18 protein-coding genes are annotated in these 23,860 nt (G+C 74.9%); 15 read left to right on the top strand and 3 right to left on the bottom strand.

What is annotated here, in order from left to right; all coding sequences use genetic code 11:
* The first annotated feature begins 95 nt into the window (after nt 1-95).
* The 5 genes from dxr to ACFVSN_RS42935 all read left to right on the top strand — a co-directional run bounded on the left by dxr (nt 96) and on the right by ACFVSN_RS42935 (nt 5,898).
* A complete protein-coding gene (gene dxr / locus ACFVSN_RS42955) occupies nt 96-1,340 on the top strand; it encodes a 1-deoxy-D-xylulose-5-phosphate reductoisomerase (RefSeq protein WP_380445453.1) in 1,245 nt (414 codons plus the stop codon).
* A gap of 132 nt (nt 1,341-1,472) precedes the next feature.
* Nucleotides 1,473-2,777, top strand: coding sequence for a M50 family metallopeptidase (locus tag ACFVSN_RS42950; RefSeq protein ID WP_380445454.1), 1,305 nt, complete (start codon nt 1,473-1,475; stop codon nt 2,775-2,777).
* A 144-nt stretch (nt 2,778-2,921) separates the two neighbouring features.
* A complete protein-coding gene (gene ispG / locus ACFVSN_RS42945) occupies nt 2,922-4,082 on the top strand; it encodes a flavodoxin-dependent (E)-4-hydroxy-3-methylbut-2-enyl-diphosphate synthase (protein ID WP_380445455.1) in 1,161 nt (386 codons plus the stop codon).
* 193 nt (nt 4,083-4,275) lie between these two features.
* Complete coding sequence (locus ACFVSN_RS42940; protein ID WP_380445467.1) at nt 4,276-5,151, top strand: GNAT family N-acetyltransferase; 876 nt, start codon at nt 4,276-4,278, stop codon at nt 5,149-5,151.
* Between the two features lie 165 nt (nt 5,152-5,316).
* Nucleotides 5,317-5,898 carry a GNAT family N-acetyltransferase gene (locus ACFVSN_RS42935; RefSeq protein ID WP_380445456.1) on the top strand — a complete coding sequence of 194 codons (582 nt, stop codon included), beginning with the start codon at nt 5,317-5,319 and terminating at the stop codon, nt 5,896-5,898.
* On the opposite strand, the gene ACFVSN_RS42930 is transcribed toward ACFVSN_RS42935, so the two are convergent.
* Both ACFVSN_RS42930 and ACFVSN_RS42925 read right to left on the bottom strand, forming a co-directional pair.
* The gene (locus ACFVSN_RS42930; protein ID WP_387958936.1) at nt 5,871-6,779 is read right to left on the bottom strand and encodes an aminoglycoside phosphotransferase family protein; all 909 of its coding nucleotides are present in this window, start codon (nt 6,777-6,779) and stop codon (nt 5,871-5,873) included. The genes ACFVSN_RS42935 and ACFVSN_RS42930 overlap by 28 nt on opposite strands.
* Nucleotides 6,780-6,876: 97 nt before the next feature.
* The gene (locus tag ACFVSN_RS42925; protein WP_387958962.1) at nt 6,877-7,902 is read right to left on the bottom strand and encodes a ferritin-like domain-containing protein; all 1,026 of its coding nucleotides are present in this window, start codon (nt 7,900-7,902) and stop codon (nt 6,877-6,879) included.
* Between the two features lie 283 nt (nt 7,903-8,185).
* Between ACFVSN_RS42925 and rimP the strand changes: the two genes are divergently transcribed.
* The 10 genes from rimP to ACFVSN_RS42875 all read left to right on the top strand — a co-directional run bounded on the left by rimP (nt 8,186) and on the right by ACFVSN_RS42875 (nt 21,495).
* Nucleotides 8,186-8,704, top strand: a complete 519-nt coding sequence (rimP, locus tag ACFVSN_RS42920) for a ribosome maturation factor RimP (RefSeq protein WP_380445459.1) — start codon at nt 8,186-8,188, stop codon at nt 8,702-8,704.
* A gap of 54 nt (nt 8,705-8,758) precedes the next feature.
* Nucleotides 8,759-9,760 carry a transcription termination factor NusA gene (nusA, locus tag ACFVSN_RS42915; RefSeq protein WP_380445460.1) on the top strand — a complete coding sequence of 334 codons (1,002 nt, stop codon included), beginning with the start codon at nt 8,759-8,761 and terminating at the stop codon, nt 9,758-9,760.
* A gap of 126 nt (nt 9,761-9,886) precedes the next feature.
* Nucleotides 9,887-10,135 carry a YlxR family protein gene (locus tag ACFVSN_RS42910; RefSeq protein ID WP_380445461.1) on the top strand — a complete coding sequence of 83 codons (249 nt, stop codon included), beginning with the start codon at nt 9,887-9,889 and terminating at the stop codon, nt 10,133-10,135.
* Between the two features lie 215 nt (nt 10,136-10,350).
* A complete protein-coding gene (gene infB / locus ACFVSN_RS42905; protein WP_380508153.1) occupies nt 10,351-13,497 on the top strand; it encodes a translation initiation factor IF-2 in 3,147 nt (1,048 codons plus the stop codon).
* 151 nt (nt 13,498-13,648) lie between these two features.
* A complete protein-coding gene (locus ACFVSN_RS42900) occupies nt 13,649-13,945 on the top strand; it encodes a DUF503 domain-containing protein (protein WP_359972107.1) in 297 nt (98 codons plus the stop codon).
* A 153-nt stretch (nt 13,946-14,098) separates the two neighbouring features.
* Nucleotides 14,099-14,542 carry a 30S ribosome-binding factor RbfA gene (gene rbfA, locus ACFVSN_RS42895; protein ID WP_380445463.1) on the top strand — a complete coding sequence of 148 codons (444 nt, stop codon included), beginning with the start codon at nt 14,099-14,101 and terminating at the stop codon, nt 14,540-14,542.
* A 2-nt stretch (nt 14,543-14,544) separates the two neighbouring features.
* Nucleotides 14,545-15,693 carry a bifunctional oligoribonuclease/PAP phosphatase NrnA gene (locus ACFVSN_RS42890; protein WP_387958933.1) on the top strand — a complete coding sequence of 383 codons (1,149 nt, stop codon included), beginning with the start codon at nt 14,545-14,547 and terminating at the stop codon, nt 15,691-15,693.
* 50 nt (nt 15,694-15,743) lie between these two features.
* Nucleotides 15,744-16,673, top strand: a complete 930-nt coding sequence (gene truB, locus ACFVSN_RS42885; RefSeq protein ID WP_380498213.1) for a tRNA pseudouridine(55) synthase TruB — start codon at nt 15,744-15,746, stop codon at nt 16,671-16,673.
* Between the two features lie 178 nt (nt 16,674-16,851).
* Nucleotides 16,852-20,484, top strand: coding sequence for a serine protease (locus ACFVSN_RS42880; protein ID WP_387958930.1), 3,633 nt, complete (start codon nt 16,852-16,854; stop codon nt 20,482-20,484).
* A gap of 66 nt (nt 20,485-20,550) precedes the next feature.
* A complete protein-coding gene (locus ACFVSN_RS42875) occupies nt 20,551-21,495 on the top strand; it encodes a bifunctional riboflavin kinase/FAD synthetase (RefSeq protein ID WP_387958928.1) in 945 nt (314 codons plus the stop codon).
* Between the two features lie 114 nt (nt 21,496-21,609).
* Here the strand turns inward: ACFVSN_RS42875 and ACFVSN_RS42870 are convergent, their stop codons facing one another.
* Complete coding sequence (locus tag ACFVSN_RS42870; protein ID WP_387958925.1) at nt 21,610-23,829, bottom strand: MinD/ParA family protein; 2,220 nt, start codon at nt 23,827-23,829, stop codon at nt 21,610-21,612.
* Nucleotides 23,830-23,860 lie beyond the last annotated feature (31 nt).

The following is a 23,860-nucleotide window of genomic DNA, read 5'->3' as shown; positions in this document are numbered from 1 at the left end:
AGCCGCGGCGCGCGTCCCCGTCGTGCGGAGCGTGCTGCGGGGCGGACGCCCCGGGGCGGGCACGAGGAGGGCGCCGGGCAGGACACAATGGGCGCATGACTTCGCTCGCCCACCCGCAGCTGCGTTTCACGCCCACCGTGCAGGACCCGTCCGGCCCCCGGGAGCTGGTGATCCTCGGTTCCACCGGGTCGATCGGCACCCAGGCCATCGACGTGGTGCTCCGCAACCCGGACCGGTTCCGGGTGGTCGCCCTGTCGGCGGCCGGCGGCCGGGTGGAGCTGCTCGCCGAGCAGGCGCTGGAGCTGGGCGTGCACACCGTGGCCGTCGCCGACCCGGCGGCGGAGCCGGCGCTGCGCGAGGCGCTGGCGGCGAAGGCGGCGGGCCGTGCGCTGCCGGCCGTGCTGGTGGGGCCGGACGCGGCGACCGAGCTGGCCGCGATGGAGTGCCACTCGGTGCTGAACGGCATCACCGGGTCGATCGGGCTGCGGCCGACGCTGGCCGCCCTGAAGGCGGGCCGGGTGCTGGTGCTGGCGAACAAGGAGTCGCTGATCGTCGGCGGTCCGCTGGTGAAGGCGGTGGCGAAGCCGGGCCAGATCGTGCCGGTGGACTCCGAGCACGCGGCGCTGTTCCAGGCGCTGGCCGGCGGCACCCGGGCCGAGGTCCGCAAGCTGGTGGTGACGGCGAGCGGCGGGCCGTTCCGCACCCGGACCCGGGAGCAGCTGGCCGGGGTGACCCCGCAGGACGCGCTGGCGCACCCGACCTGGGCGATGGGCCCGGTCGTCACGATCAACTCGGCCACCCTGGTCAACAAGGGCCTGGAGGTGATCGAGGCGCACCTGCTGTACGACGTGCCGTTCGAGCGGATCGAGGTCGTCGTCCATCCGCAGTCGGTGGTGCACTCGATGGTGGAGTTCACCGACGGTTCGACGCTGGCGCAGGCCAGCCCGCCGGACATGCGGATGCCGATCGCGCTGGGCCTGGGCTGGCCGGACCGGGTGCCGGACGCCGCGCCGGGCTGCGACTGGACCAAGGCCGCGACCTGGGAGTTCTTCCCGCTGGACAACGACGCGTTCCCGGCGGTCGAGCTGGCCCGCGAGGTGGGTTCGCTGGGCGGCACGGTGCCGGCGGTGTTCAACGCGGCGAACGAGGAGTGCGTGGAGGCCTTCCTGAAGGGCCGGCTCGCCTTCACGGGAATCGTGGACACTGTTGCCAAGGTCGTGGCCGAGCACGGACAGCACGACGGCGGGTCGGCTGCGGCGGGAACTTCCCTGACCGTCGAGGACGTCCTGCACGCGGAGGACTGGGCCCGCGCCCGGGCCCGCGAGCTGGCGGCGGGCTGACCGACCGACTGGGCTGACCGGCCGACCGGGCCGGCCCGACCCGGCCGGCCCGGTCGGCCGCGGCGGTTGAACCGTGACTCCGGTCGCGGTAGGACGAGACGATGAGCGGAGCGGCATGACGGAGGAGTTGCGGTGGCAGCGGTTTTGACGGTGGTCGGCATCCTGGTCTTCGTGCTCGGGCTGCTGGTGTCGATCGCCTGGCACGAACTCGGCCACCTCTCCACGGCCAAGCTGTTCGGCATCCGGGTGCCGCAGTACATGGTCGGCTTCGGCCCGACCCTGTGGTCGCGCCGCAGGGGCGAGACCGAGTACGGCATCAAGGCGATCCCGTTCGGCGGGTACATCCGGATGATCGGGATGTTCCCGCCGGGCGATGACGGGCGGATCACCAAGCGCAGCAGCTCGCCCTGGCGGAGCATGATCGAGGATGCCCGGGAGGCCTCCTACGAGGAGCTCCAGGAGGGTGACGAGCACCGGCTGTTCTACACCCGCAAGCCGTGGAAGCGCGTCATCGTCATGTTCGCCGGGCCGTTCATGAACCTGATCCTGGCGTTCGGGCTCTTCCTGACGGTCATGATGGGCTTCGGCGTCTCCATGAACGTGCCGACGGTGAGCACCGTCGCCCAGTGCATCGTCAAGGCGGGCCAGCCCACCGACGCCTGCCCGGCGGGCGCCCCGCAGACCCCCGCCGCGACGGCCGGGCTGAAGGCCGGGGACCGGATCCTCTCCTTCGACGGGGACCGCATCCACACCTACGACCAGCTCCAGGCGGACATCCGCAGGTCGGCGGGGAAGACCGTGCCGGTGGTGGTCGACCGGGGCGGGCAGCAGCTGACCCTCAGCCCGACGATCGCGGTCAACGACGTCCAGAAGTACGACGCGAACGACATCCCGATCAAGGGGCAGACCGTCCAGGCCGGGTTCCTCGGATTCACCCCGGCGAGTGGCGTCGTCCAGCTGGGTTTCGGGCAGTCGCTCGGACGGATGACGGACATGGCCGAGAACGGCGTGAAGTCCCTGGTCGCCCTGCCCGGCAAGATCCCCGGGCTGTGGAACGCCGTCGTCGGTGACGCCCCCCGCGACCCGGACTCGCCGATCGGGATGGTCGGCGCGGCCCGGGTGAGCGGCGAGGTCTTCTCGCTCGACATCCCCGGCACCCAGCGGATCGCGTTCTTCGTGAACCTGCTGGCCGGCATCAACCTGTCGCTGTTCCTGTTCAACATGCTGCCGCTGCTGCCGCTCGACGGCGGCCACGTCGCGGGCGCGGTCTGGGAATCGGTCCGGCGTCGCCTCGCACAGCTGTTCAAGCGGCCGGACCCGGGCCCGTTCGACGTCGCCAAGCTGATGCCCCTGGCGTACGTGGTGGCCAGCATCTTCATCGGGTTCACCCTGCTGGTCCTGGTGGCCGACCTGGTGAACCCGGTCAAGATCAGCTAGTGCGTCCGGGTACGGCGGGTGTGCTCGGCTCCACCCCCGTGCCGTACCGTGGAGGCCGGGTGCGCGATCGTGGCGCGCCCGGCCCCGGCCGTTTCCTTCGGCCGGGCGGTCGACCACACCTCCACCCTGGGGAACCCTGCGCACATGACCGCGATCTCGCTCGGTATTCCGTCCCTGCCGCTCAAGCCGCTCGCCAAGCGCCGAGTATCCCGGCAGATCATGGTCGGCAACGTTCCGGTCGGTGGTGACGCCCCCGTCTCGGTGCAGTCGATGACCACCACCGTGACCTCGGACATCAACGCCACGCTGCAGCAGATCGCGCAGCTCACCGCGTCCGGCTGCCAGATCGTCCGGGTCGCCGTCCCGTCCCAGGACGACGCCGACGCGCTGCCGATCATCGCGAAGAAGTCGCAGATCCCGGTCATCGCCGACATCCACTTCCAGCCGAAGTACGTGTTCGCCGCGATCGACGCCGGCTGCGCCGCGGTGCGCGTCAACCCCGGCAACATCAAGGCCTTCGACGACAAGGTCGGCGAGATCGCCAAGGCGGCCAAGGACGCGGGCGTGCCGATCCGGATCGGCGTCAACGCCGGTTCGCTCGACAAGCGCCTGCTGGAGAAGTACGGCCGGGCCACCCCCGAGGCGCTGGTGGAGTCCGCGCTGTGGGAGTGCTCGCTGTTCGAGGAGCACGACTTCCGCGACATCAAGATCTCGGTCAAGCACAACGACCCGGTCGTGATGATCCAGGCCTACCGCCAGCTCGCGGCGGCCTGCGACTACCCGCTGCACCTCGGCGTCACCGAGGCCGGGCCGGCCTTCCAGGGCACCATCAAGTCCGCGGTCGCCTTCGGCGCGCTGCTCGCCGAGGGCATCGGCGACACCATCCGGGTCTCGCTGTCGGCCCCGCCGGCCGAGGAGATCAAGGTCGGCAACCAGATCCTGGAGTCGCTCGGCCTGCGCCAGCGCGGCCTGGAGATCGTGTCCTGCCCGTCCTGCGGCCGCGCCCAGGTGGACGTCTACAAGCTCGCCGAGGAGGTCACCGCCGGCCTGGAGGGCATGGAGGTGCCGCTGCGCGTCGCGGTCATGGGCTGCGTCGTGAACGGCCCGGGCGAGGCCCGCGAGGCCGACCTCGGGGTCGCCTCCGGCAACGGCAAGGGCCAGATCTTCGTCAAGGGCGAGGTCATCAAGACCGTCCCCGAGTCGAAGATCGTCGAGACCCTCATCGAGGAGGCGCTCAAGCTCGCCGAGCAGATGCAGGCCGAGGGCGTCGAGGCCGGGGCGCCGACGGTCGTCGCCGGCGAGTGACCGGGGTGTAGTTCCCCCGCGGCCCCCGCGCGGTCGTCCGCCCCGGGCCCGTGCGGAGCGCTGTTCTGTCTTTCCGGAAGCGGGGCCGTCCGTTCGCGGACGGCCCCGCGGCCGTAGCCGGGTGGGGCCACGGAGTAGGGTGCGGCCAGAGTCGTCTCAGTGAGGTGCTGTCTCGATGCTCGATCGAGGTGTGATGCTCCCCAGCTCGTTCCAGGCCGCCCGCGCCCTGGCCACCACCCGCGTGCTGGAGCCGCCCGACCTCGCCGACGCCCTGGAGATCCTCCACCGGGACCCGGTCGCCAACGCCTTCGTCGCCACCCGCGTCGAGTCGGTCGGCCTCGACCCCTGGCGGCTCGGCGGCGAGATGTGGGGCTGGTACGACGAGGACGGCGTCCTCGACGCGCTCTGCTACGCCGGGGCCAACCTGGTCCTGGTCAACGCCGGTCCGCCGGCGGTCCAGGCCTTCGCGGAGCGGGCGCGGCGCCAGGGGCGCCGGTGCTCCTCGATCGTCGGTCCGGCCGGACCGACGGCGGCCTTCTGGGCGCTCCTGGAACGGAGTTGGGGACCGGCCCGGGACGTGCGCGCCCACCAGCCGCTGATGGCCACGACGGTGTCCTCGGCGGAGATCGCCCCCGATCCGCTGGTCCGGCGGGTGCGGCGGAACGAGGTCGAGGCGCTGATGCCGGCCTGCGTGGCGATGTTCACCGAGGAGGTCGGGGTGTCGCCGCTGGCCGGGGACGGCGGGCTGCTGTACCAGGCCCGGGTCGCCGAACTCGTCTCCACGGGACGGTCGTTCGCGCGGTTCGGGGACGACGGCGAGGTGGTCTTCAAGGCCGAGGTCGGCGCGGTGACCGAAGGGGCGTGCCAGATCCAGGGGGTGTGGGTCGCGCCGGAGCACCGGGGGCGGGGGCTCTCGGAGACCGGGATGGCGGCGGTGCTGGACATCGCGCTGCGGGAGGTCGCCCCGGTGGTCTCGCTCTACGTCAACGACTTCAACGTGCGCGCCCGGGCCGCCTATCGACGCGTGGGCTTCCGCGAGGTCGGGGCGTTCATGAGCGTGCTCTTCTGACGGGGACGTCCGCCCGCCCGTTGTTTTCACATCGGGCTTCCTCACGTTGGGCTTCCTCAAGTGGGGCCTCCCCAGGGGGGATTCCTCCGGCGGCTCGGCCGGGTCGGCGGCGCTGATCTGCGGCTCCGCCCGCGTCGGCGCGGCGCGGGTAGTAACGTCCGGGGCATGGATCAGCTGACCGGGGTGACGATCGAGGCCATCGACCTCGCGGCCTGGGCGCCGCAGGCGCTCGACGTCCAGGCCGTGGCGTTCGGGCTGACGCCCGAGGAGGTCGCCGTCCGGCTGCACATCGTCGGCAGGCACGCCCAGCAGCCCGGGGTGATCGCCCTCGGCGCGATGAGCGGCGGGCGGCTCGTCGGCTTCGGGTACGGGATGCCCAACCGGCGCGAGCACTGGTGGAGCACCGTCATCGAGCCCTACCTGGTCTCCCGCGGGCACGGGGACTGGCTGGACGGGGTGTTCGCCATCACCGAGCTGCACGTGCTGCCCGAGTGGCAGGGCCGGGGCGTCGGTTCGCGGCTGATCCGGGGACTGTGCGAGCGCTCGGGCCTCGACCGGAGCATCCTGTCGGCGATCGACGCCGAGACGCCGGCCCGGCGGCTGTACCGCTCCCTGGGCTACCAGGACCTCGCGCGGGCGGTGCGCTTCCCGGCCACGGACCGGCTGTACGCGGTGATGGGGGCCCCGCTGCCGCTGCGGCGGCCGGGCGCGGGCGCGGTTCAGAGCGCGCCGGCGAACTCCAGGTAGAGCTCGGCGTCCTCCCGGCGCTGCACGGCGAGGGCGCGCAGGCCGAGGTCGACGGCGCGGTGGAGCGTCCAGCCGCGCAGGCGTTCCTGGTCCACCTCCAGGGCCTCGGAGAGCTGGTGGAGCCGCCTGCGGATCGCGCCGGGCGCACCGGCCGAGCCGACCACGGTGTCCGCGCGGTCCAGGACGAGGCGGGCCAGGTCGTAGGCGCGTTCCCCGGCGAGGGGGCGGGGGTCGATGGCCAGCCAGGGGGCGCGGTCGGCGGCGAGGACGTTGCCGTGGTGGAAGTCGCCGTGCAGCAGGAACGTCTCGGTGGCGGAGGCCGCGAGGGCGGTCCCGGTCTCCAGGGCCTCGGCGACGAGGGCGGCCGCCTCGGGCGGGGGCGCGACGGCGGGGGCCCCGGCGGCGACGCGGTCGGCGAGGGCGGGGTAGGCGTGTTCGTCGGGCAGTGGCACCCACAGGCGGTGGAGGAGGCTGGTCGCCTCCAGCATGGCCTTGGGCTCGGCGAGCGACCGCAGGGGGATGTCGCCGTGCAGACGCTCCAGGAGCAGGACTCCCTCGGCGGGCACGGCGTCCAGGAGGAGGACGGCGCCGCGGCCGGCCCATGCGGTCAGCGCGGCGTGCTCGGTGGCCGTCTCGGGCGTGACCAGGCCGACCTTGAGCACGGCGGGGGAGAGGTCGTCGCGGTGGACGTAGGCGACGAGGCTCAGGCTGCCCCCCGGGTCGAGGACGCGCTCCAGGGTGAGGTCCCAGTGGTCCAGGTGGGCGGCCACCCGCTCCGGGAGGCCCGCCAGCCAGGCCCCGGCCGCGTCGCCGCCGGGGCTCGCGGCGATGCTGCGCGCCAGCCATGCCGACACGGTGATCTGTGCTGCTGCTCCCGACATGCCGGCCTTCCGGTTGGTGTTCCCCCGTGGTGCTACCCGTCCATTGTCGGTGATCGGGGCGAAAGCGCAGGTCAGTGTCGCGCGGAGGGTGCCGGGCTCAGGAAGTCGCGGACGGGGTCGGGGCCGGGGTCGGCGACGCGGTCGGGGACGCCGTGGCCTGGTCGTCGATGCCCGGGAACGCGCGCTGGGGCGCGCCCCAGCGGCGGGCGTGGAGGGCGGCCTCGCGCAGGGCGTCGGCCGCGGCGGTGCGCTGCTGGGCGGGGACGGCGGCGACCAGGTCGGCGTAGATCACGGTGAGCCGGGTCTCGATGTGGGCGGCGAGGCGGGTGGCCGCGGCGGCGTCGGTGACGGCGAACGGCAGCTGGTAGCCGGCGGCCGCCGCGCCCGGGGTCGCTCCCACGCCGGTGAGGAGGCGCTGCCACGCGTCCCGGCGGGCCTGGTGGTCGGCGTAGGCCGTCCGCGCGTCGGCGCGCTGCTGGTCGTCGGGGAGCTTTGCGCCGACCACGCCGTAGCCGTATATGGCGGCGTGTTCGGCGTTCAGGGCGCCCTGGAGCGCGGTGACGGCCTCGGGGGTGAGCGCCGCGCCCGGGGTCGCGGAGGGTGAGGAGGGCGCGGAGGGCGAGGAGTCCGGCGCGGCCGGGGGCGCGGTGTCGCCGAGCGCGGTGGCGTGCACGGCGGCCGACGCGGCGACGGAGGCCAGGAGCCGGGCGAGTTGCGGGGACGCGGCGCCCAGGTCGGCCAGGTGGGCCTGGGCGGTCCGGCGTTCGAGGGCGGCCAGCTCGGCGGTGGTGGTGACGGGGGACGGAGTGGCCGTGGGGGTCGGCGCGGTGGCGCCCGGTGTGGTGGTGGAGGGTGCGGGCGGTGTCGGAGGCGTGAGGGTTTGCGCCAGCGCCGCCCGGTGCTCCGCGACCTCGGCGCGCAGGGGCTGGAGCTGGGCCGTCGGCAGGCCGTCGTAGGCCGCGAGCAGCGCGTCGGTGGCGGTCACGGCGCGTCGGCGGAGGGGCTCGTCCGGGTCGGGCCGACGGGCGTCGGCGGGCGCCTCCCGGTCGGGGCCGGTGGTGCAGGCGGCGGCGGTCAAGAGCAGTCCGAGGGCCAGGAAGCTCCGTCGGCTGGGCGGCTGCATGCGTGTCACTCCGGGGCGTGTACGGGAGGACGGCCTCCCTGCCTGCCCTCGTAGGCGTGAATGATTACAGAATCCCCACGATTTCGGCCCGGATCCGGGGCGGGAGGAGGGCCGGGGGCGGGTGTGACCTTGCTCGCAGTGGGTGGCGGACGGCCTGGGCGGTGTGGTCCGGAATCGGTGGTTCGCGGCATCACCGGCTAGGCTTTGGGCCGAGCTGCCGCGACCCGTCGGGACGCGGAGCGACCTTCTGACAACAGCAGACGCGGCCGAGGAGTCCACCCGGATGAGCACCACCACCAACGACCGGCTGCGCGCGTTGCTGGAGCCGCTGGCCGCGCGGGCGGGCCTGGACCTGGAGGACGTCAGGGTCACTCAGGCCGGCAGCCGCCGCCAGGTGCAGATCGACGTCGACACCGACGACGGCGTGGACATGGACGCCATCGCCGACTTCAGCCGCGTGGTCGGCGAGGCCCTGGACGAGTCGGACGTGATGGGCGACGGCGCGTACCTGCTGGAGGTCGGATCCCCCGGTGCCGAGCGTCCGCTGGCGCTGCCCCGGCACTGGCAGCGCGCCGAGGGCCGGCTGGCCAAGATCCACCTGGCCGATGGCGGGGAGGTCGTCGCGCGGGTGCTGGAGGCGGACGAGGACGGCGCACTGGTCGAGGTGCAGCCGGTGAAGGGCCGCGGCCGTCCGAAGGAGCGCCGCCTGGAGTACTCCGAGGTGGCCCGGGCGCGCGTCCAGGTCGAGTTCAACCGCAAGGACGACGAGCTCCTCGACGAGGGGGACGACGGTGCGGAGTGACGGCCGCACGCACTGGACCATGATGAACGTGACGAAAGACGAGGAGGCGTAGCCGTGGACATCGACATGAGTGCCCTGCGCACGCTGGTCAACGAGAAGAACATCCCCTTCGACCTGCTGGTCGAGTCGATCGAGTCGGCCCTCCTCACCGCGTACCACCGCACCGAGGGCTCGCGCCGCCGGGCCCGGGTGCACCTGGACCGCAAGTCCGGGCACGTCACCGTGTGGGCGATGGAGGACCCGGCGGAGCTGGACGAGGGCGTCGAGCCCAAGGAGTTCGACGACACCCCGAACGGTTTCGGCCGGATCGCGTCCAGCATCGGCATCCAGGTGATGATGCAGCGCCTGCGCGACGCCGCCGACGACCAGACCTTCGGCGAGTACGCGGGCAAGGAGGGCGACATCGTCACCGGTGTCGTCCAGCAGGGCAACGACCCGAAGAACGTGCTGGTCGACATCGGCAAGCTGGAGGCCATCCTGCCGCCGCAGGAGCAGGTCCCGGGCGAGGACTACCGGCACGGCACCCGGCTGAAGTGCTACGTCGTGGCCGTGCGCCGCGGTGTCCGCGGGGCGTCGGTGACGCTGTCGCGCACGCACCCGAGCCTGGTGAAGAAGCTGTTCGCGCTGGAGGTCCCGGAGATCGCGGACGGCAGCGTGGAGATCGCGGCGATCGCCCGCGAGGCCGGCCACCGCACCAAGATCGCGGTCTGGTCGCGCCGCGCCGGGCTGAACGCCAAGGGCGCCTGCATCGGCCCGATGGGCGCCCGCGTGCGCGCCGTGATGGGCGAGCTGCACGGCGAGAAGATCGACATCGTGGACTGGTCGGAGGACCCCCGCGAGATGGTCGCCGCCGCGCTGTCCCCCGCGCGGGTGACCAGCGTGGAGATCGTCGACGCGGCCCAGCGCTCCGCCCGGGTGATCGTGCCGGACTACCAGCTGTCGCTGGCGATCGGCAAGGAGGGCCAGAACGCCCGCCTCGCCGCCCGTCTGACCGGGTGGCGGATCGACATCCGGCCGGACACCGAGGACGCCGGCCAGGAATCCGCGGAGCGGTAGTCAGTGTTGTAGCGGGCTCCCCGCCGGTCCTCCGGGACTGGCGGGGCGGCGCCATGTCCCTTCGGAGGGGTAGACTTGCCTTCGTCTGGCCGGACGCATGTCCGAGCACGCCCGGAACGCACCTGCGTGGGCTGCCGCAAGCGCGCGGCCAAGCACCAGCTGTTGCGTGTCACGGCGGTCGAGGGCGTCTGCGTCCCCGATCCCCGTGGCGCACTGCCGGGCCGGGGCGCACACCTGCACCCCGATCCGGCCTGCCTCGACCTCGCGGTCCGCCGTCGGGCGTTCCCCCGGGCCTTCCGGCTCCAGGGCGCGCTCGACACGGAGCGGCTCCGCGGGTTCATCGAGGGGCGGGCGGGCGGCAACCCGGAGTCCTGATTTCTCCCGGGTCCCCCGCTTCGGAGAACCACCGCAACAAGTACGGCGGGCGGGCAGCCGCGCGCCGTGCCACCAGTCAGGTACCTCGCGATGTGGAAGTAGGTCGAGATTGCGATGAGCACTCGATGAGTACGCGATGAGTACGCGATGGGTACGCCCATGAAGTAGCGACGGTCCGGCGGACGAGACACCCCGGACTCATAGACAGGAGTGAAGTGGCTAAGGTCCGGGTTTACGAACTCGCCAAGGAGCTTGGCTTGGAGAGCAAGGCCGTCATGGCCAAGCTCACCGAGCTCGGCGAGTTTGTCCGTTCGGCGTCCTCGACGATCGAGGCGCCGGTCGTGCGCAAGCTGACTGACGCGCTTGGTGTGGCCCCCACCGGTGGTGGCGCTGCCAAGCCGGGCCCGCGGAAGTCCGCGGCGCCCTCTCCCTCCGGGGCCCCCAAGCCGGGTGCCCCGACCCCGGGGCCGCGCCCGAGCGCGACCCCTGGTCCCCGTCCCACCCCGGCCGCCGCGGCTCCCGCCGCCCCGGCCGCCCCCGCTGCCCCCGCAGCCCCGAAGCCGGCCGGCGCGCCGACTCCGGGTCCGCGTCCGGCCGCACGTCCCGCCGCTCCGGCGGCCCCGGCCGCGCCCGCGGCCGAGTTCTCCTCGCCGGCTCCGGCCGGTGACGCCCCGCGTCCGGCCGCCCAGGCCCCGCGTCCGGCGGCGCAGGCCTCCGGCGGCGCCCGTCCGGGCCCGCGTCCGGCCGGCCCGCGTCCGGGCAACAACCCGTTCACCTCGGGCAGTGCCACCGGCATGGCCCGCCCCGGCGACCGCCGTCCCGGCGCGCCGGGTGGCCGTCCGGGTGCTCCGGGTGCGCAGGGCGGCGACCGCCCGCGTCCCGGTGGCGACCGTCCGCGTCCGGCCGGTGCTCCCGGTGCCGACCGTGGCGCCCCGCGTCCCGGTGGCGACCGTCCGCGTCCGGCCGGTGCCCCCGGTGCCGACCGTGGCGCCCCGCGTCCCGGTGGCGACCGTCCGCGTCCCGCCGGTGCCCCCGGTGCCGACCGTGGCGCCCCGCGTCCCGGTGGCGACCGTCCGCGTCCCGACGGCATGCCCCGTCCGGCCGGTCCGCGCCCCGGCGCGCCGAGCCCGTCCGGCATGCCGCGCCCGAACCCGGGCATGATGCCGCAGCGTCCGGCTCCGGGCCCGCGTCCGGGCCCCGGCGGCCGTGGCCCCGGTGGCCCCGGCGGCCGTCCGGGTGGTCCGGGTGCCGGCGGCGCCCGTCCCGGCTTCCAGGGTCGTCCGGCCGGTCCGGGCTCGCGTCCGGCCGGTGGCGGCGGCTTCGGCGGCCCGCGTCCGGGTGGCGGTGCCCCCGGTGGTGGCGGTGGCGGCTTCGGTGGCGCCCGTCCGGGTGGCTTCGGCGGTCGTCCCGGTGGCCCGGGTGCCCGTGGTGGCACGCAGGGTGCCTTCGGCCGTGGCCCCGGTGGCCGTCCGGCCCGTGGCCGCAAGTCGAAGCGGGCGAAGCGCCAGGAGTACGAGGCCATGCAGGCCCCGTCCGTCGGCGGTGTGATGCTGCCCCGCGGCAACGGCCAGACCGTTCGCCTGTCCAGCGGCGCCTCGCTGATGGACTTCGCGGAGAAGATCAACGCCAACCCGGCCGCGCTCGTCTCCGTCATGTTCAACCTCGGTGAGATGGTCACCGCGACCCAGTCGGTCTCCGACGCGACCCTCGAGCTGCTGGCCGGCGAGATGGGCTTCCAGCTGGAGATCGTCAGCCGGGACGACGAGGACCGCGAGCTGCTGGAGTCGTTCGACATCGACTTCGGCGCCGACGAGGGCGACGAGGACCAGCTGGCCCCGCGCCCGCCGGTCGTCACCGTCATGGGTCACGTCGACCACGGTAAGACCCGCCTGCTGGACGCGATCCGCAAGTCCAACGTGGTGGCCGGCGAGGCCGGTGGCATCACCCAGCACATCGGTGCCTACCAGGTCGTCACCGAGGTGAACGGCGAGCAGCGTCCGATCACCTTCCTCGACACCCCGGGTCACGAGGCGTTCTCCGCCATGCGTGCCCGTGGTGCCAAGTCCACCGACATCGCGATCCTGGTGGTCGCGGCCAACGACGGTGTCATGCCGCAGACGGTCGAGGCGCTCAACCATGCCAAGGCCGCGGGCGTGCCGATCGTGGTCGCCGTCAACAAGATCGACGTCGAGGGCGCCGACCCGACCAAGGTGCGCGGTCAGCTGACCGAGTTCGGTCTGGTGGCCGAGGAGTACGGCGGCGACACCATGTTCGTCGACATCTCCGCGCGCCAGGGCCTGAACATCGAGCAGCTGCTCGAGGCCGTGGTCCTGACCGCCGACGCCTCGCTCGACCTGCGGGCCAACCCGGAGCAGGACGCGCAGGGTATTGCGATCGAGGCCCACCTCGACAAGGGCCGCGGCGCCATGGCGACCGTGCTCGTCCAGCGCGGTACGCTCCGCGTCGGCGACTCGATCGTCGTGGGCGACGCCTACGGCCGCGTCCGCGCGATGCTGGACGAGAACGGCAACAGCCTCACCGAGGCCGGCCCGTCCCGTCCGGTGCTGCTGCTCGGTCTGACCTCGGTGCCCCGCGCCGGCGACAGCTTCATCGTCGTCGACGAGGACCGCACCGCCCGTCAGATCGCCGAGAAGCGCTCGGCCCGCGACCGCAACGCCGCCTTCGCGCAGCGTCGGGTCCGGGTGTCCCTGGAGGACCTGGACAAGGCCATCGCCGCCGGCGAGATCGAGCAGCTCAACCTCATCATCAAGGGTGACGTCTCCGGTTCGGTCGAGGCCCTCGAGGACGCCCTCGTCAAGCTCGACGTGGGCGAGGAGGTCGAGCTCCGCATCCTGCACCGCGGCGTGGGTGCGATCACCGAGTCCGACGTCAACCTGGCGATGGGTTCGGACGCCATCATCATCGGCTTCAACGTGCGCGCCGAAGGCCGTGCGCGTACCGCGGCCGACAAGGAAGGCGTGGACGTCCGGTACTACTCGGTCATCTACCAGGCGATCGAGGAGATCGAGAACGCCCTCAAGGGCATGCTCAAGCCGGAGTACGAGGAGGTGCGCCTTGGCGCCGCGGAGATCCGCGAGGTCTTCCGCTCCTCCAAGTTCGGCAACATCGCCGGTGTCCTGGTCCGCGACGGCATCATCCGCCGCAACGCCAAGGCCCGCCTGCTGCGCGACGGCAAGGTCGTGGCGGAGAACCTCTCGATCGAGGGCCTGCGCCGCTTCAAGGACGACGCGACCGAGGTCCGCGAGGGCTTCGAGGCCGGTGTGACCCTGGGGTCGTTCAACGACATCAAGGTCGAGGACATCATCGAGACCTACGAGATGCGCGAGAAGCCGCGCGCGTAGTCGCTGGTCACCGGGGCCGGTCGACGGGTGGTATTTCCGTCGACCGGCCCCGGTCTCGCTGTGTAGGGTCCGGGGTAGTCAACAGACGCGGTGTCGGCCCGAGTCCGGGCCGTCCCCCCGAGGCCTTCCAGGTCGGCGAGACCTGTCACACATGTTCGTGGGAACACTCACCTTCGACCTGCTGCTGGGCGACGTCCACTCGCTCAAGGAGAAGCGTTCGATCGTGCGGCCCATCGTGGCCGAACTGCAGCGCAAGTACAGCGTGTGCGCTGCCGAGACCGGGAACCAGGATCTGCACCGCCGGGCCGAGATCGGTCTGGCGGTGGTGTCCGGCGAAGCCGGGTACGTCACCGAGATCCTGGACAGCTGTGAGCGGTTGGTCGCCGGCCGCCCCGAGGTGCAGCTCCTCGCCGCGAGGAGGCGCTACCACAACGACGACGACGAATGACCCCTGTGGAGCGCGCCGGCGGAAGTCGCCGTTCTCACACAGATCAGGACCCAGAGCGCCCGCAAGGCCGGGCGCGGGCCGGTACTTTGGGGCGTGGGCCCCGACGGGCAGGCAGCTCGCCCGGGTACCGGGCCCATTGCACGAGGAGGCAACGTGACCGACACCGCAAGGGCGCGCAAGCTCGCCGACCGCATCCAGGTGGTCGTCGCCCAGACCCTGGAGCGGCGGATCAAGGACCCGAGGCTCGGGTTCGTGACCATCACCGACACCCGGGTGACCGGGGACCTGCGCGAGGCCACCGTCTTCTACACCGTCTTCGGTGACGACACCGAGCGCGAGGCCACCGCGGCCGCGCTGGAGAGCGCCAAGGGCGTGCTCCGCTCGGAGGTCGGCAAGCAGACCGGGGTGCGCTTCACCCCGTCGCTGACCTTCGTCGCGGACGCCCTGCCGGAGAACGCCCGGAACATCGACGACCTGCTCGACCGGGCCCGCAGCTCCGACGCGGCCGTGCGCACGCAGGCCGCGGGCGCGACCTACGCCGGCGACGCGGACCCGTACAAGGTCCCGGCGTCCGAGCGTGACGACGAGGACGAGTAGTCATGACGGGTGAGCCGGCGCAGGCCGGTTCGGCGGCCGGTTCGACCACGGGGGCGTCCTCCACCAGCGCGGTGGAGGGTGCCCTCGCGGTGCTTCCGGGGTCGGCGCTCGCGGGCTCCGCGCTCCAGGGGCCGGTGCTCCCCGGGCCGCGGGCCGAGGAGAGCGGCTTCGAGCTGGTCTGGCAGGCCGTGGTGGCCGAGATCGGGCGGGCCCGCACGATCGACCTGATCTGCCACATCTGCCCGGACGGCGACGCCCTGGGCTCCGCCCTGGCGGCGGGGCTGGCGCTGCGCGGGCTCGGTCACGACGTGCGGGTCTCCTTCGGCGACGATCCGCAGGTGGTGCCCGAGTCGCTCGCGTTCCTGCCCGGCCAGGAGCTGATCGTGTCGGCCGCCGAGGTGCCGGACACCCCCGAGCTGGTGCTCTGCTTCGACGTGGCCGCCGAGAGCCGGCTCGGCCTGCTGCACGCCAAGGCCTTCGCCGCGCCCGTGCTGGTGGTCCTCGACCACCACGCCTCCAACCCGGGCTTCGGCACCCACCAGCTGATCGACCCGACCGCGCCGGCCACCGCCGTGCTGGTCGACGAACTGCTGCGGCGGCTCGGCGTCGAGCTCGACCAGGACCTGGCCACCTGCCTCTACACCGGCGTCGCCACCGACACCGGCTCGTTCAAGTACCGGGCCACCACGCCCGCCACCCACGAACTCGCCGGGCGGCTGCTGGCCACCGGCATCCGGCACGACCTGATCTCCCGGCAGCTGTGGGACACCTCCTCCTTCGGCTACCTCAAGGTGCTCGCGGGCGCCCTCGACCGGGCGGTCTACGAGCCGGACGCCGCGGGCGGACTGGGACTCGTGTGGACCTGGGTGCCCTACCAGGACCTCGTGCTGTTCAGCGTCACGATCGAGGAGATCGAGGGGCTCATCGACATCCTGCGCCGCCCGGCCGAGGCCGAGGTGGCGCTGGTGCTCAAGCAGGACCCGGACGGGACGCTGCGCGGCTCCTCGCGCTCCAAGGGCGCCGTGGACGTCGCCGCGGCCTGCGCCGAACTCGGCGGCGGGGGGCACGTCTACGCGGCCGGGTTCAGCGCCCGGGCGGACGTGACCGCCGTGGTCGGGCGGTTCCGGGACGCCCTGCGGCCGATGCGCTGAACGTCCCGCGTGTGATCATGCTGTGACCGTTGTTTGAGAGAAAGAACCCGATGAAGCGCAAAGGCACCGGCCCCGACGGCCTGGTGATCGTCGACAAGCCGGAGGGCATCACCTCGCACGGGGTGGTCGCCAAGCTGCGGTGGCTGGCCGGGACGCGGAAGGTCGGCCACGCCGGCACGCTCGACCCGATGGCCACCGGCGTGCTGGTGATCGGGGTCGAGCGGGCCACCCGGCTGCTCGGCCACCTGATGCTCACCGCCAAGACGTACGAGGCGACGATCCGCCTCGGCCAGACCACGATCACCGACGACCGGGAGGGCGAGGTCACCTCCTCCACCCCGGCGGACGGGGTGGAGCGGGCGGCGATCGACACCGGGATCGCGGCGCTGACCGGCGAGATCATGCAGGTGCCGTCCAAGGTCAGCGCGATCAAGATCGACGGCAAGCGGTCGTACGCGCGCGTGCGCGAGGGCGAGGAGTTCGAGCTCGCGGCCCGGCCGACGACGATCCACTCCTTCACCGTGCACGACCAGCGCGCCGCGGTCGCCGAGGACGGCACGCCGGTGATCGACCTGGACGTGACCGTCGAGTGCTCCTCCGGCACCTACATCCGGGCGCTGGCCCGGGACCTCGGCGCCGGGCTCGGCGTCGGCGGGCACCTGACCGCGCTGCGGCGCACCAAGGTGGGGCCGTACTCGGTGGAGTCGGCACGGACCCTGGAGCAGCTGGAGGCCGCGGTCACCGGCGAGGCCGCCGCGGGGCTGGAGGTCATGCCGATCGCGGACGCGGCGGCGGCCGCCTTCCCGCGCTGGGACCTCGACGCCCCGCAGGCCGAGAAGCTGTCGCACGGCGCCCGGCTCAAGGCCCCCGGCATGGGCGTGGACGGGCCGATCGCCGTGTTCGGGCCGGACGGGCGCTTCCTCGCGCTGGTCGAGGAGCAGGGCGGGCAGGCGAAGCCCGTGGCGGTGTTCGTCGGCTGACGCCCCCCTTCTCGAACCGAAACCCCCGTCGGAGCCTTCCGGCGGGGGTTCATTCGTCCGTGGGAGCGCGCGAGGTGAAAGCCGGTGGTGAGCGGCGCGTGGGCGGTCGGGCCGTCCCCGGGACGGGCAGGTCTCCGGGCGTCGGACGAGGGACGCTTTCACGGGGGAGGACAGGCGCATGCCGGGATTCCTGGACGGCGACACGGCGGGCGATCCGGGGCGGTACCTGCTGCGGATCCGCGACCTCAACGGGCGGCTGCACGGCTTAGGGTTCGTCGCCGACCCGCAGGGCACCGTGCTGACCTCCCACGAGTGCGTCGCGGGCCTGGACCGGGTGGTGCTGCACACCCCCGGCGGGCAGACCCGGGTGCTCGGCCCGGACAGCGTGCTGCCGCTGCCGGGGCACGGGCTGGCGCTGCTGCGCACCGACGCGGTCGGCGGCCTGCCGGTGCCGCCGCTGCCGGTCGCCGCCGCGGGGGCCGGGTGCCAGGTGCTGCTGCCCGCGCTCGCCGGCGAGGACGGACGGGTGGTGGGGCTGCGCTGCGGCGTGCTCGGGGTGACGGGCGCGGGGTACGCGGCGCCGGACCGCGTCCACCTGCTGCGCGGGGTGCTGCTGCTCGACGTCCCCGTGGTCGGGGGCGTCGCCGTGCCGGCCGGGTCGCCGGTGCTGGACGCCCGCAGCGGCGCGGTGGTCGGGCTCGCCGCGCCCGCGCTGGGCGGTCCGTGGCACGGCGGCGCGCTGCCGGCGGTGCCGGCCGCCGGCGGGGTGGCGCCCGCGCCGGAGCTGGCCGGGCTGACGGCGCGCAACGCGGCGGCGGTGCCCGCGTACGGGCCCGCGCTCAACCTCGCCGGGGTGCTGCGGCTGGCCGGCGTCCAGCTGGGCTCCGCCGGGGCCGGTCCCGGCCGGGTGGCCGGGCTCGCCGCCGACCGGGTCGACCGGCCGGACGGCCTCGCCGGGGACGCGCCGGCGGCCACCGTCACCGTCCTCGTCGGCGCGCCGGGCAGCGGTCGCAGCACCGAGCTCGCCGCCCTCGCCGTGCGCCGCACCGACGGCGCCCGCCCGCTGCCCACGCTCTGGCTGCGCGGCGCGGACCTGCGGGCCGGGGACCGGTCGCTCGCCGAGCCGCTGGAACGGGCGCTGGCCGGGGCGGCGGCCGAACTGGGCGTCGCGGCGCCCGCGCCGGAGCCCGTCGCAGCCCTCTGCGCGGCGGCGGGGCGGCCGCTGCTGGTCGTCCTGGACGGGCCGGAGGAGGCCCCCGTGGCGCCGGGCGCGGCCTGGCTGCGGGCCGCGGGGGAGTGGCTGACGGGCTGCGGGGCCCGGCTGCTGACGGCGTGCGGGGAGGAGAACTGGGAGACCCCGGCCGCGGGGGAGTGGAGCGAGCCGGGCGACGACGGCCCCGCCGACGACCGGCACCGCGATGAAGCGCACCAGGAGGCCGCGAACGGCGACCTGGCCAGCGCCCCGACCGTACGGGTGGTCCGCCCGGCGCCGCCCAGCCTCGCCGTGCACCGCCTCGGGCCGCTGCCGGCCGAGGCGGCGGAGCGCGTCCGGCGCCGGTACGGGCTGCCGCCGGGCCGGCCGGGCGCCGCCGACGCGCGGCACCCGCTGGCGGTGCGGCTGGCCGGCGAGCTGTGGGCGCTGGAGCTGGCGGGGGAGCCCGCGGACCGGGGCGAACTGTTCGGCGCGTACCTCGACCTGCGCTGCCTGCGGGTGGCGCAGCAGCTGGCGCTGTGGCCGGCCGGCGAGGGCCGGACGCGCCGCCCCGGGGCGCACCGCAAGGGCGCGGTGCGCCCGGCCGGGCCGTCCGCCGGGCGGGTGCGGCGGACGGCCGCGGCGGTGGCCGGGCGGGTGCACGAGGCGGCCCGGCGGATGCTCGGCGCGGACCAGGGCGGGCTGGACCGGGCCGGGTTCGAGGAGCTGTTCCCGGTGGCGGGCGGCTGGGCGGGGGCGGTGCTCGCGGAGGGCCTGTTCGTGCCGGCCGGGCCCGGGGTCCGGTTCGCGCACGGGGAGTTCGGGGACTGGCTGCAGGGACTGCACCTCGACCTGGACGCGGCGCTGCGGCTGCTGCTCGGGGAGGACCGGGAGGACCGGGAGGACGAGGACGCCCGCCCGGCGGCCGGGGCGCGCGCGGTGGCCCGGCACCGGATCGGCCCGGTGGCGGCGGCGCTGCGCCGGGTGGCCGACACGTGGGGCGCGCCGGCCCTCGACCCGTGGCTGCACCGGCTGTGGCGGGCGCTGGACCTGCGCCCGCCGGGCGGCGAACCGGCCTGGTGGGCGGGCCGGCTGCTCGCGGCCGGGCTGGCGGCCAGTCCGGACGTCGCCGAACACCGCGCGCTGCTGGAGCAGTTGGCCGGCCGGATCGCCGAACGCGCCTTGCGGGACGGCGGGTTCGACGCGCTCCCGGCGGACGGGCTGGGCCGGTTCGGCCCGGCGTTCTGGACCGGGCTCGGGCTGTCCGTCGAGGACGAACTCGCCCTGCTGCGGCGCCTGGTGGTCGCGGACGGCCCCGGGCAGCCGTTCCTCGCGGCGGTCGCCGGGCGGCTGCGCGCGGACCCGGCGACCGTGTTCCCGCTGCTCTGCGCGTGGTTCGACGACCGGCGCGGGCTGCCCGGTGCCCCCGGCAGGTCCGTCGCGGACCTCACCCACGACCTGCTCCTCGCCCACCGCAGGCTCGCCCTGGACGAGCTGGCCGACGCGCTGGCCGACGCCGCGCACCCCGGGGCGGACGCGCTGCTCACCGTGCTGGCCGCCGAGGAGCCGTCGGCGCTGTGCCGCGCGGTGGACCGCTGGAGCCACGACCGGCGGCCCGAGCGGCACGTCGCCGCCGCCGTGCACGCGCTGCGCGTCGCCCCGCACGCGTCCGGGGCCGGGCCCGAGCTGCTGCGCCACACCGCGCTGGCCCTGCTCGCCCGCGAGGACGAACCCGCGCTGCACGGCGCCGCGTTGGCGCTTCTGGTCGGCGATCCGCGGAGCCGGGCCGGATACCTCCCGGCCGCGCTGGAGCTCCACCGGGCGGGCACCGACGGGTTCCTGACCCCGCGGGCGCTGGCCCCGGCCCTGGAGAGCGACCCGGAGCCCGTCCTGGCCGCGCTCGCCGACCGCCTGGCGGAGCCGCGCGCGCCCGTCGCCGAGACCCTGCGGGTGCTCGCCGACGCCGGCGCCCCGGTCGCCACCCGGCGGGGCGCCGAGCTGGCCGCCCGGCTGCTGCGGGAGCGCCCCGCGCTGGCCGGGCCGGTCGCCGCCGACTACCTGGGCCGCCGACTGGAGCGCGCCGCCGTCACGGGCCCGGCCGCCCGGCTGGAGCTGCGGCTGCTGCTGGGCGGTGCGCTGGCCGCGCGGGCGGCGGCGGTCCGGCAGCCGTTCGCCGAGGTGCTGTCGGTGCCGGTGGCCGATCCGGCCGCCGACGCGCTGCGCTGCGAGCTGCTCGACACCCTGCTGGCCGCCGAGAACGACCCGGCGGTGCTGACCGCCGCCGTCGAGCGGCTGGCCGACCACTGCGCGGCCGAGAAGCCGGCCCGCGCCCGTGCGGTGCTGGCCCGGGCGACCCCCGGGCTGCCGGCCGCGGACGACCTGCTGGTGCGCTGCGCGGGCCGTTCGGCGGCGTTCGCCCAGCTGCTGGCGCAGTGGCCGCAGGACGCCGCCCCGACTCCGCCGGACGGCCCCCGGCTGGCCCGGATGCGGGCCCTGGTGACGGCCGGGCGGGACCCGCAGTACGCCGCCGCGGAGGCGGAGCGGGCACCGTTCGAACGTGTGGTGCGCTCAACCCGCATTCCGGTGCCTGAGCAGGGGCAGGCGCATGGCACGCTATAGGGGTTCGGGTTTTGAGCGTTTGAGCGTACAGAAGGTACGCGCCGTAGGGAACAAGGAGCGGTCAGGGTGCAGCGCTGGCGTGGCCTGGAGGAGATCCCCGGTGACTGGGGACGCAGCGTCGTCACCATCGGCTCGTTCGACGGGGTGCACCGCGGACATCAGCTGATCATCGGACGGGCGGTCGAGCGGGCCCGCGAGCTCGGCGTCCCGTCCGTCGTCGTCACGTTCGACCCGCACCCGCGCGAGGTCATCCGCCCGGGCAGCCACCCCGCGCTGCTCGCCCCGCAGGCCCGGCGCGCCGAGCTGATCGCGGGCCTCGGCGTGGACGCCGTGCTGGTGCTGCCGTTCACCCCGGAGCTGTCGCAGGAGTCGCCGGAGACGTTCGTCCGGCAGGTGCTGGTGGACGCGCTGCACGCGCGCGTCGTCATCGAGGGCCCCAACTTCCGGTTCGGGCACCGGGCCGCCGGTGACGTGGCGCTGCTCACCGAGCTGGGCCGGGCGGCCGGGTTCGACGTCGAGGTGGTCGACCTCCAGGTGAGCGGTGCGGCCGGCGCGGGCGAGCCGTTCTCGTCCACGCTGACCCGCCGCCTGGTCGAGACGGGCGACATGGCCGGGGCCGGCGAGGTGCTCGGCCGTCCGCACCGGGTCGAGGGCGTCGTGGTGCGCGGTGCGCAGCGCGGGCGTGAGCTCGGTTACCCGACCGCCAACGTGGAGACGGTGGCGCACAGCGCGATCCCCGCCGACGGCGTGTACGCGGGCTGGCTGACCGCCGACGGCGAGAGGATGCCGGCCGCGATCTCGGTGGGCACCAACCCGACGTTCGACGGCACCGCGCGCACCGTCGAGGCGTACGCCATCGACCGGGTCGGCCTGGACCTGTACGGGCTGCACGTGGCCGTCGACTTCCTGGCGTACCTGCGCGGGATGGAGAAGTTCGACTCGATCGAGGCGCTGATGGTCCGCATGGCCGACGACGTCAAGCAGGCCCGCGAGCTGACCGACGGCGCCTGAGCCGCGCCGCCCGGCCGGTACGAAGGCCCTGGCCCGTGCGTAGGACCTGGCCCGTGCGTAGGACCCGGCCTGTGCGAGAAGGGCCCGCCGACCTGGTCGGCGGGCCCTTCGGCGTCACTGCGGGGGCTGCGGCGGGTATCCGTAGCCGGGGGGCGGCTGGTACCCGTCCGGCTCCGCGGGCGGGGCCGGGTGCGGGGCGGCGGGCTGGGGCCACGCCGGCGCGGGCGGCTGCGCGCCGCCGGGGTGGGGCTGCGGGTAGCCGTACCCGGCGGGGGGAGGCGTCTGGCCCGGCTGCGGGTAACCGTAGGTCCCCGGCGGCGGGGTCTGGCCGGGCTGCGGCGCCCACGGCGTGCCCGGGGCCGGCTGGGCGGCTGGTGCCGGATACGGCTGGGCGGGGGCCTGGTAGGGCTGCTGCTGGCCGGGCTGCTGCTGCGCGTACGGCTGCTGCGGCGCCTGCTGCTGGGCCTGCTGCTGGGCCTGTTGCTGCCAGCCGCCCTGCTGCTGGGCGGCCTGCTGGGCCCGGATGATGTCCTCGCCGACCAGGGTGGCCAGCTCGAAGTACGCCTCGCGGACCTTGGGGCGCATCATGTCGAGGTCGACCTCGGCGCCGGCCGCCAGGCTCTCGTCGAACGGCACCACGATGACGCCGCGGCAGCGCGTCCGGAAGTGCGCCACGATGTCCTCGACCTTGATCAGCTTGGCGGTCTCGCGCACCCCGGAGACCACCGTGATGCTGCGCTGGACGAGGTCCGCGTAGCCGTGCGCGGAGAGCCAGTCGAGCGTGGTGGAGGCGCTGGAGGCACCGTCCACGCTGGGCGTCGAGACGATGATCAGCTGGTCGGCCAGGTCGAGCACCCCGCGCATCGCGCTGTACAGCAGGCCGGTGCCGGAGTCGGTCAGGATGATCGGGTACTGGCGGCCCAGCACGTCGATGACCTGGCGGTAGTCCGAGTCGTTGAAGGTGGTCGAGACGGCCGGGTCGACGTCGTTCGCCAGGATCTCCAGGCCCGAGTGCAGGTCCTGCGAGGTGAACTGACGGATGTCCATGTAGCTACGCAGGTGCGGGATGGCCGTCACCAGGTCGCGGATGGTCGCGCCGGTCTGGCGCTTGACCCGGCGGCCGAGGGTGCCGGCGTCCGGGTTGGCGTCGATCGCGATCACCTTGTCCTGGCGCTCGCTGGCCAGCGTCGCACCGAGCGCGGTGGTGGTCGTGGTCTTGCCGACGCCGCCCTTGAGGCTGATCACGGCGATCTTGTAGCAGCTCATCACCGGCGTGCGGATGATCTCCAGCTTGCGGCCCTTCTCGGCCGCCGCGGCCTTGCCGCCGAACTGGAACCGCGGCTGCTGGCGCTGCTGCTTGGGCTGGCTGCGCAGCAGGCGGTCCGAGGACAGCTCGACGGCGGCCGTGTAGCCGAGCGGGGCGCCGTGCGCGGCCTGCTGCGGGGCGGGGCCCTGCGGGAACCCGGCGGGCGCCGGGGCGCCGGCCTGCTGCGGCCAGGGCTGCGCGGGGCCGGGCTGGGCCGGCGGGGCGGGCTGCTGGTAGGCGGCGGGCTGCGGCCAGCCGCCCTGGCGCGGGTCGACCGGCGCGGTCGGCGGAGCGGGCTGTGCAGGGGCGGGCTGTGCCGGTGCGGGCTGGGGCTGCGGCTGAGCGGGCTGCTGCGGCTGAACGGGCTGCGCCTGGGCCGCGGCCTGCTGGGCGGCCCACGCGGCGGCCTGCAGGTCCTGCAGGTCCTGCGGGGCGGCGGGCGGCTGCGCGAACGACGGCGGGGCCGGCGGGCCGGGCTGCACCGGCGGCACGGCGGCGTGCGCGTCCGGGAACGGCTGCGGGTCCGCGTACGGCTGCGGCGCGGCCGGGCCAGGCTGCTGGTGCGCGACCGGGGCCGCCGGGGGCCAGCCCGGGGCGACGGCCGGCGGCTGCTCGTGCTGGACCGGGGCCGGCGGCGGGAAGGCGGCGTGCGGCGCCTCGGCCGGGGCGGGCGCCGGCCCGGGCGCGGCCACCGGGATCGGGGCGGGTGCGGGCGGCTGCTCGGCGACGGGGGCGTGCGCGTGGGCGGGTGCGGGCTCGCTCACCGGAGCGGGGAAGGACAGCGGGGCCGGAGCCGGAGCCGGCGGCGGCACGACGGCCGGGGCCGGGGCCTGGGCCTGGGCCGGAACCGGGGCCTGGGCCGGGCCCGCCGGATCAGGGGCGCCCTGAGCCGCCGGCTCGGCCGGGCCCGCCGCGCCGTCCGTCCGCACGTACCAGGACGGGGGAGTGTAGTCGGGGGCGTCGGACCAGTCGTCGTCGTCCTCCGCCGCGTTGTGGCCGACGTAGACGCCGTCCCGATCGCTGCTCACTAGGGCTCCCTCGTGTTCGCCGCCGCTTGTT

The organism is Kitasatospora sp. NPDC057904, assembly GCF_042887925.1.
GTDB lineage: Bacteria > Actinomycetota > Actinomycetes > Streptomycetales > Streptomycetaceae > Kitasatospora.
The sequence above is the reverse complement of the archived record's forward strand: the minus strand, read 5'-3'. Positions and strand labels throughout refer to the sequence as shown.